Source organism: Actinosynnema sp. NPDC049800, assembly GCF_040656635.1.
Classification (GTDB): Bacteria; Actinomycetota; Actinomycetes; order Mycobacteriales; family Pseudonocardiaceae; genus Actinosynnema.
In genome coordinates, this window is the sequence record NZ_JBFAMT010000115.1 from 1 (window position 1) to 5903 (window position 5903).

General features: G+C 72.0%; 8 protein-coding genes. 1 reads left to right on the forward strand and 7 read right to left on the reverse strand.

Annotated features, from left to right (window positions below; translation table 11 throughout):
- Window positions 1–47: 47 nt before the first annotated feature.
- The 7 genes from AB0I91_RS44430 to AB0I91_RS44460 all read right to left on the reverse strand — a co-directional run bounded on the left by AB0I91_RS44430 (window position 48) and on the right by AB0I91_RS44460 (window position 4745).
- Window positions 48–674, reverse strand: a complete 627-nt coding sequence (locus tag AB0I91_RS44430; RefSeq protein WP_498777227.1) for a hypothetical protein — start codon at window positions 672–674, stop codon at window positions 48–50.
- A 189-nt stretch (window positions 675–863) separates the two neighbouring features.
- Window positions 864–2165, reverse strand: a complete 1302-nt coding sequence (locus AB0I91_RS44435; protein WP_499619189.1) for a sensor histidine kinase — start codon at window positions 2163–2165, stop codon at window positions 864–866.
- Complete coding sequence (locus AB0I91_RS44440; protein WP_498777223.1) at window positions 2162–2596, reverse strand: hypothetical protein; 435 nt, start codon at window positions 2594–2596, stop codon at window positions 2162–2164. The genes AB0I91_RS44435 and AB0I91_RS44440 overlap by 4 nt, the downstream gene beginning before the upstream one ends.
- A 296-nt stretch (window positions 2597–2892) precedes the next feature.
- Window positions 2893–3387: a hypothetical protein gene (locus AB0I91_RS44445; RefSeq protein WP_498777221.1), complete on the reverse strand. Its 495-nt coding sequence runs from the start codon at window positions 3385–3387 to the stop codon at window positions 2893–2895.
- A complete protein-coding gene (locus AB0I91_RS44450) occupies window positions 3377–3826 on the reverse strand; it encodes a MarR family winged helix-turn-helix transcriptional regulator (protein WP_498777219.1) in 450 nt (149 codons plus the stop codon). Before AB0I91_RS44450 ends, AB0I91_RS44445 begins: the two co-directional genes overlap by 11 nt.
- A gap of 116 nt (window positions 3827–3942) precedes the next feature.
- On the reverse strand, window positions 3943–4416 hold the full coding sequence (locus AB0I91_RS44455; protein ID WP_498777217.1) for an SRPBCC family protein: 474 nt from the start codon (window positions 4414–4416) through the stop codon (window positions 3943–3945).
- A gap of 5 nt (window positions 4417–4421) precedes the next feature.
- Complete coding sequence (locus AB0I91_RS44460; protein WP_498777215.1) at window positions 4422–4745, reverse strand: ArsR/SmtB family transcription factor; 324 nt, start codon at window positions 4743–4745, stop codon at window positions 4422–4424.
- 894 nt (window positions 4746–5639) lie between these two features.
- On the opposite strand from AB0I91_RS44460, the gene AB0I91_RS44465 reads away from it, so the two are divergent.
- Window positions 5640–5903, forward strand: a 264-nt coding sequence (locus tag AB0I91_RS44465) for an endo-1,4-beta-xylanase (protein ID WP_499642312.1), incomplete at its 3' end; no start/stop codon positions are given.

Genomic DNA, 5903 nt, shown 5'->3' on the forward strand with positions numbered 1-5903 from the left:
GTGCGCCGGGACGCCCGACGTCCCGGCGCCGGGTGGGAGAGGTCGTCCTAGAAGAGGTCGTCCTCGTGCACGAAACCGACGAGGTCCTTGTTGACGTTGTCGTGGTCGAGCACCAGCGCCCAGAACTCGCCCTCGTACATCTGATCCGTGACGGCCACCAGGGCGACGTCGTGCCCGGCCTGGATGACGCCGTAGCCGCAGGCCATCAGCGGGCAGCTGTGCGCCCACATCTCGGCGGCCGGGCGGTTCGGACCCTCACCGACCGAGGTGCACGGTTGGTGGACGTTGTCCTGGTACAGGGCCGTCGTGTCCACGAAACCCGCGATCGGCAGGGTCGGATTGGCCGGGTGGTCGGTGAGCACCATGTTCCAGAAGATGCCGGCGTTCGAGGTGTAGCAGTACGCCATCACGAACGAGTTCGCCGGGACCTCGTGGTAACCGCAGCTCAGGGAGGCGCACTGGCGCACCCACGCGGTCGTGCTGGTGTACGTCGTGACGACGGACTCCTGGGCACCCACCATCTCGATCGCCGGGCTGTTCCCGGAAGTGGCTGCTGCCGGCACCTGGACGTCGACCGCGGGCGTTGCCGGGGCGGCGGTCGCGCTCGGCGCGAGCGCGGCGACGACGGCCAGAGCCGTCGCCAGAGCGCCCAGGAACGATCTGAACTCGTGCATCAACTGTTCCTCTGCGGGAGAGGCGCCGGGAGAGCCCGAAGCCGAGGGTGAGAAGGCGCACCGGGCATGGAGGTGAGCCGGCAGCGCGTCCAGATCGTCTCGGCGCTGCGTCCCGTCGTCAACGAACCGGTCCCGCCGGCGGGAAAGCGCGCGCGGCGGCCTCCGGCACGACCTCGCCCCAGCCCGCGCTCACGGGTCGACGCCGGGCGCGAACTCCTCTTCCGGACGTGTTCGCGCCCCGGCTGCCACGCTTCCGCCCCGGGTGCGGCGGGCCCGAGCGGGAAGGAGGCCGAGCCGCGCCCGGCGGAGCGGCACCGGCGGCGGGTCGTCCTCCCCTGGTCCGGCCGTGTCGGCGAGCGGCAGGACGGCGCGGAGCCGGAAGCCCCCGGCGGGCGTGCGGGCGGTGTCCAGGCTGCCGCCGAGCGCGGCCAGCCGTTCGCGCAGCCCGGTCAGGCCGTGGCCGGTGGACAGGGGGCCGCGGTGGGCGGCACCGTGCCCGCCCTCGTCGTGGACCTGGATCTCGACGTGGTCCGCGGCCCAGGTCAGCAGCACCTCGACGGACGCGCCGGTGCCCGCGTGCTTGGTGACGTTGGTCAGGGCTTCCTGCGCCACCCGGTACACCGCGAGGTCCACGGTCGGCGCGACCGGCCGCGGATCGCCGACGACGCGCGACTCGACCCGCAGCCCCGCCGCCCGGAACGAGTCCAGCAGGGCCGGGAGGTCGTCGACGCCGGGCTGCGGCTCGGCCGGCTCCCCGTCGGCGCGCAGGACCTCCAGCATCCGGCGCAGCTCACCCATCGCGTTCTCGCCCAGGCGCTGGATCGTGTCGAACGCGCGCCCGGCCCGGGCCGGGTCGCGGTCGACCACCCGCCGCCCGCCCGCGGCCTGGAGCACGATCACCGTGACCGCGTGGGACACCACGTCGTGCAGTTCCCGGGCGATCCGGCCGCGCTCCTCCGCGACGGCTTGGTGCGCCTCCAGCTCCCGCCTCGCCTCCAGCACCCGCGCGTGCTCCCGGCTGGTCCGGACCCACCGGCCGGTCGCCCACACCGACAGCGGCAACAAGGTCAGGTAGGCGGCCGCCGCGACGTCCACGACGAGGTCTTCGAGCCCGCTGGGGTCGAAGTCGGGCGTGGAGCTGGCGAACGCGTAGAGCAGCGCGCCGGCCAGCGCCACGCCCGCGACCCGCACCCGGCACCGCTCGGCGACGGTGAACAGGGCCAGGTACACGACGATCTCGGGGCGGAAGTCGAAGCCGCTGACGGGCGAGGCCAGCACGGCCACCGACAGCACCACGACGAACACCGCCAACGGGTGGCGGCGCCGGGCCATGAGCACGACGAACACCAGGCCCAGGTACCCCAGGGCGAACCAGAAGTCCGGCTCTTCCGGCCGCAGCGGGACGTGCGAGTAGAGCACCACGTCCATGGCGCCCGCCGCCAGGGCAAGCCCGACGTCCGCGGCCACCGGGACGAGGCGGCTCCACGTCATGAGCAGCGGGCGCAGTTGACGATGTTGTGCTTCGCGCACGCCTTGTCGCCCGGCGGGTAGGGCCCGCCGGCGAACTCGAACGCCGCCCGCGCGTCGCCCCCGTGGGCGGCGACCGCCTCCTCCAGCGCGACCGACTCGGGCATCACCGCGTTCGGCGCGTGTCGTGAGGCCGCGGCGAGGTCGAGGACGGCGAACTCCGCGCCGGCGACCCGCAGGGCGTTCACCCCGGTCGGCGGGATGCGCTCGACCGGGCCCTCGTCCGCACCCGCGAGCACGACCTCGACGTCGAGGCTGCCGTCCAGCAAGCCGGGCGGCGGGTCGGGCACCACGACCCGGGTCGGTTCGACCAGCCACCCGGCCGCGACCCGACCTCCCCCGGTCCGCGCCTCGGCCCCCGCCTCGATGGAAACGACGACGTGTGCTGCCGTCATGGTTACCCCCTGGCAAATCCGTTCAGGTCACGGCAGTGAAGAGCAGCGTGCCGCTGTCCCATCGTCCAGCCCCGGACCGACCTTGGGCATCCCCGCACGGGATTACCACGAACGAGTGAACACCCAATCGTGTGATGCCCCTGCTGGGCAACGGAGGCGCGCCGACCGAGTGTCCACCCACGACAGTGCGACCTGGACAGATCCCGGCGTGACCGGTCACCGAGCGGACATCCGGGGCCGGGAGTACCCGGCCGAATCCGCTGTGGACCGACGAGGCCCGGCGGTGGTCGCGTGCACTACTTCGACGGCTCCGCGTGGTTCCCGTGGTCGGACACCTGCGCCTCGCCCCACGCGTGCAGGGCCTGGACCAACCGCGGATCGGAGGTGCGGAAGTCCAGCGAGGCGCCGGTGTCCAGGTCGCCGTAGACGATGGCGATGCCGGCCGCGCCGGCCGAGAGCTCCGCGAGGCCGGGCATGGCCGTTCCGTGGATCCGGGCCGGGTCGGCGAAGTCCCCGGAGCGGAAGCGTTCCGCCTCCTCCGCGAGGTGCTCGCGGATCAACGCGACCTGGGCGGCGTCGTCGACCTCGTCGGCGACGACCTCCTGCCGCAGCCCGTCGCCGGTCGGGAGGAACCGGTGCGTGGTCCGCTCCAGGTCGAACGGCATGACCGCCCGGCCCTTCTCGGCGACCTCGGACTGCCGGGCGGCCTGCCGCGCGTCGTCGTCCGGCACCGCGCACGCACCGACCGCCACCAGCAGCGTGATCAGTCCGAGGAGGAGGTTACGGCGCATCAAGACGTCCTGCTTCCGTGAGTAGTCGCAGCGCTTCGATGACGGAGCGGCGTCGCGCGGCGGGAACGTTGTCGAGCAATGCGGACAACCGGTCCGCGCGGCGACGAACCACCCCGCCCGCGACCTCACGTCCCTTGTCGGTCAACCGCAGGAGGCGGGCGCGCCCGTCGTCCGGGTCGGGGACGCGTCGCACCCAACCGCGCTGCTCCAGTCCGTCGACCAAGCGGCTCGTGGAGGACTTGCCGAGGCCGACCCGCTCGCCGAGGACGCCTTGGTGCAGCCCCCCGGCGCGCAGGACGGTGATCGCGTGCGCCTCCGCGGTCGACATCGGCGCGCCACAGGGCGTGGTCTCGGCGTCCAGCAGGCCGAAGCCGCGGACGAAGTCCACGAACACCTCGGCGAACTCCTCGTGGGGCGAGCCGCCGTCCCGATCCGACATAGTTCCACCCTAGAACTACTTGGTTCCAGGGTGCAACTACTTTGCGCCCGCCGTGGCGCGCCGTCCACGTCCTCCCCGCGACTGCGACCCAGGCCACCACCACCCGGCGGGCGCGGTCAGCGCGCGAACTCGGCGAACCGGGTCAGCGTGCCGCTCCAGCCGCCCGGCCCGTCGAAGGCCGCGCGCAGCGCCTCGGCCCGCTCGCCGAAGCGCTCGAGGTGGCGGTGACGCAGTTCCAGCCGGGTGCGGTCCGGGGACTCCTCCACGAAGTCGATCTCCACCTCGGTCTCCAGCGACGGGTCGTAGGTCCAGTCGGCCCCGATCTGCCACAGCAGCACGAGCCGGTTCGGCGGCGACCACCGCGCGACCCGGCCCCACGAGCACTCGCTGCCGTCCTCCCCGCGCTCGAACCACCGCCCGCCCTCGCGCGGTTCGACCACGACCTCCGCCAGGGGCGCCGTGCCGATCGAGTGCTCGGACGGCCAGAAGTCCGTCATCCGCGCGGTGAACAGCTCGAACGTCCGCCGCACCCCGAGGGGCACGGTCACCGTCTTGTGGACGACGATCTCCGTGGTCGCTTCGGCACCCATCTCGATCAGCTCTCCTCGCGCTCGGCCTCGGCCGCCGCCAATGCGGCGAAGTTGTCCAACGTGCTCGACCAGAACCGGTCGAGGTAATCGCGCACCACGTCCAAACCCCTGGGGTTGACGCGGTACAGCCGCCGCGTGCCCGCCGCGGCCTCCACCACCAGCTCCGCCTCCTTGAGGACCTTCAGGTGCTGCGACACGGCGGGCCGCGACACCGGCACCCGTTCGGCCAGCACCCCCACCGCCAGCGGCCCGTCGAGCAGCCGTTCGAGGATCAACCGCCGTGTCGGATCACCCAACGCGTCCAGCACGGCACCAGCGGAAGCGGTCACATCGGTAAGTCTGGACTAACGGAGTGGCGCCGTCAACCGTTCGTCGCGACTTACCGAAGCCTCGACGAGGCTTCCCCGACCCACCACGCGCATTGACACCGCCCGAACCTTCCCGAGAATCTGGCAAGCGCTTTCCACCTGACTGGAGAACCCCTCGGTGACCTCGTCCGACCCCCAGCGCGGACGCCGTGACCCGGGCTCCTCGCACACCCTCGGCCGCCTGTTCCGGCCGCACCCGCTGCCGGCGGGCGACGTGAAGCTCGCCGACACGAAGCTCATCCGGTCGGCCAGGTCGAGCCGGGCCGCCGCGGACACACCGCTCATCGCCCGCAGGGACCCCGCATCCGCTCGGGCTCGGCGTAGAAGGGCACGGACCCGGACGCGCCGCCGAGCGCCCCTTCCACGTGGTGGACGCCGAAGACCACGACGCGGTCGTCTGCCGCCAAGAAAGTCCCGCGACTCGTGCGCGGCAGGCCGGCGCGGTGACCGTCGGCGAAGGCCTTCCAGGCCACGACCCCGCCCGAGAACGCTGAAATTTGCGAATATAGTTTCGAATTATTGCGAAACAAGTCCCCGGCACACCCCTGTTGGCCATACCGCGACCGGAGCACCGGACACCCCACGACAAGGGCCTTTCACCTGGGCTTCCGGCGAAGACCCAAGATCGCACTTAACCGGTTCGTCGGTGTTCATGCATGTAAACCTCGGCCTCAGACCGACCTCAGCCGGGCCTTGATCGGCCAAACTGTTTCGGTTAATACTGCTTAACGTTTCGAACCGAACAGCGTGTGGCTACGAGGAACGCCGCCACCCGCACCGAGCGGACCATCGACCGCTCCGACCCAACCCACCCCCACCCGCGCTACCGCGGGTGCTCCCCAGAAAGCGCCGAACATGACGCTGACAGCGAAGTCAGTCTCAAGAGTCGCACTCGTGTCGACCCTGGTCGCCGCCGCCGCAGGCGCCGCGGTGCTCGTGGCCGCGCCCGCCAGCGGTGCCGCCTCCACGCTCGCGGCGGCGGCCCAGCAGAGCGGGCGGTACTTCGGCACCGCGGTCGCGGCCAACAAGCTGGGCGACTCGACCTACGTGGGCATCCTGAACCGCGAGTTCGACATGGTCACGGCCGAGAACGAGATGAAGATGGACGCGACCGAGCCG

What these genes read in the sequence shown, in the direction of transcription:
- AB0I91_RS44435 (WP_499619189.1), bottom strand. Translation starts at nt 2,165, where the DNA reads ATGACGTGGAGCCGCCTCGTCCCGGTGGCCGCGGACGTCGGGCTTGCC.
- AB0I91_RS44430 (WP_498777227.1), bottom strand. Translation starts at nt 674, where the DNA reads ATGCACGAGTTCAGATCGTTCCTGGGCGCTCTGGCGACGGCTCTGGCC.
- AB0I91_RS44445 (WP_498777221.1), bottom strand. Translation starts at nt 3,387, where the DNA reads ATGCGCCGTAACCTCCTCCTCGGACTGATCACGCTGCTGGTGGCGGTC.
- AB0I91_RS44440 (WP_498777223.1), bottom strand. Translation starts at nt 2,596, where the DNA reads ATGACGGCAGCACACGTCGTCGTTTCCATCGAGGCGGGGGCCGAGGCG.
- AB0I91_RS44455 (WP_498777217.1), bottom strand. Translation starts at nt 4,416, where the DNA reads ATGGGTGCCGAAGCGACCACGGAGATCGTCGTCCACAAGACGGTGACC.
- AB0I91_RS44450 (WP_498777219.1), bottom strand. Translation starts at nt 3,826, where the DNA reads ATGTCGGATCGGGACGGCGGCTCGCCCCACGAGGAGTTCGCCGAGGTG.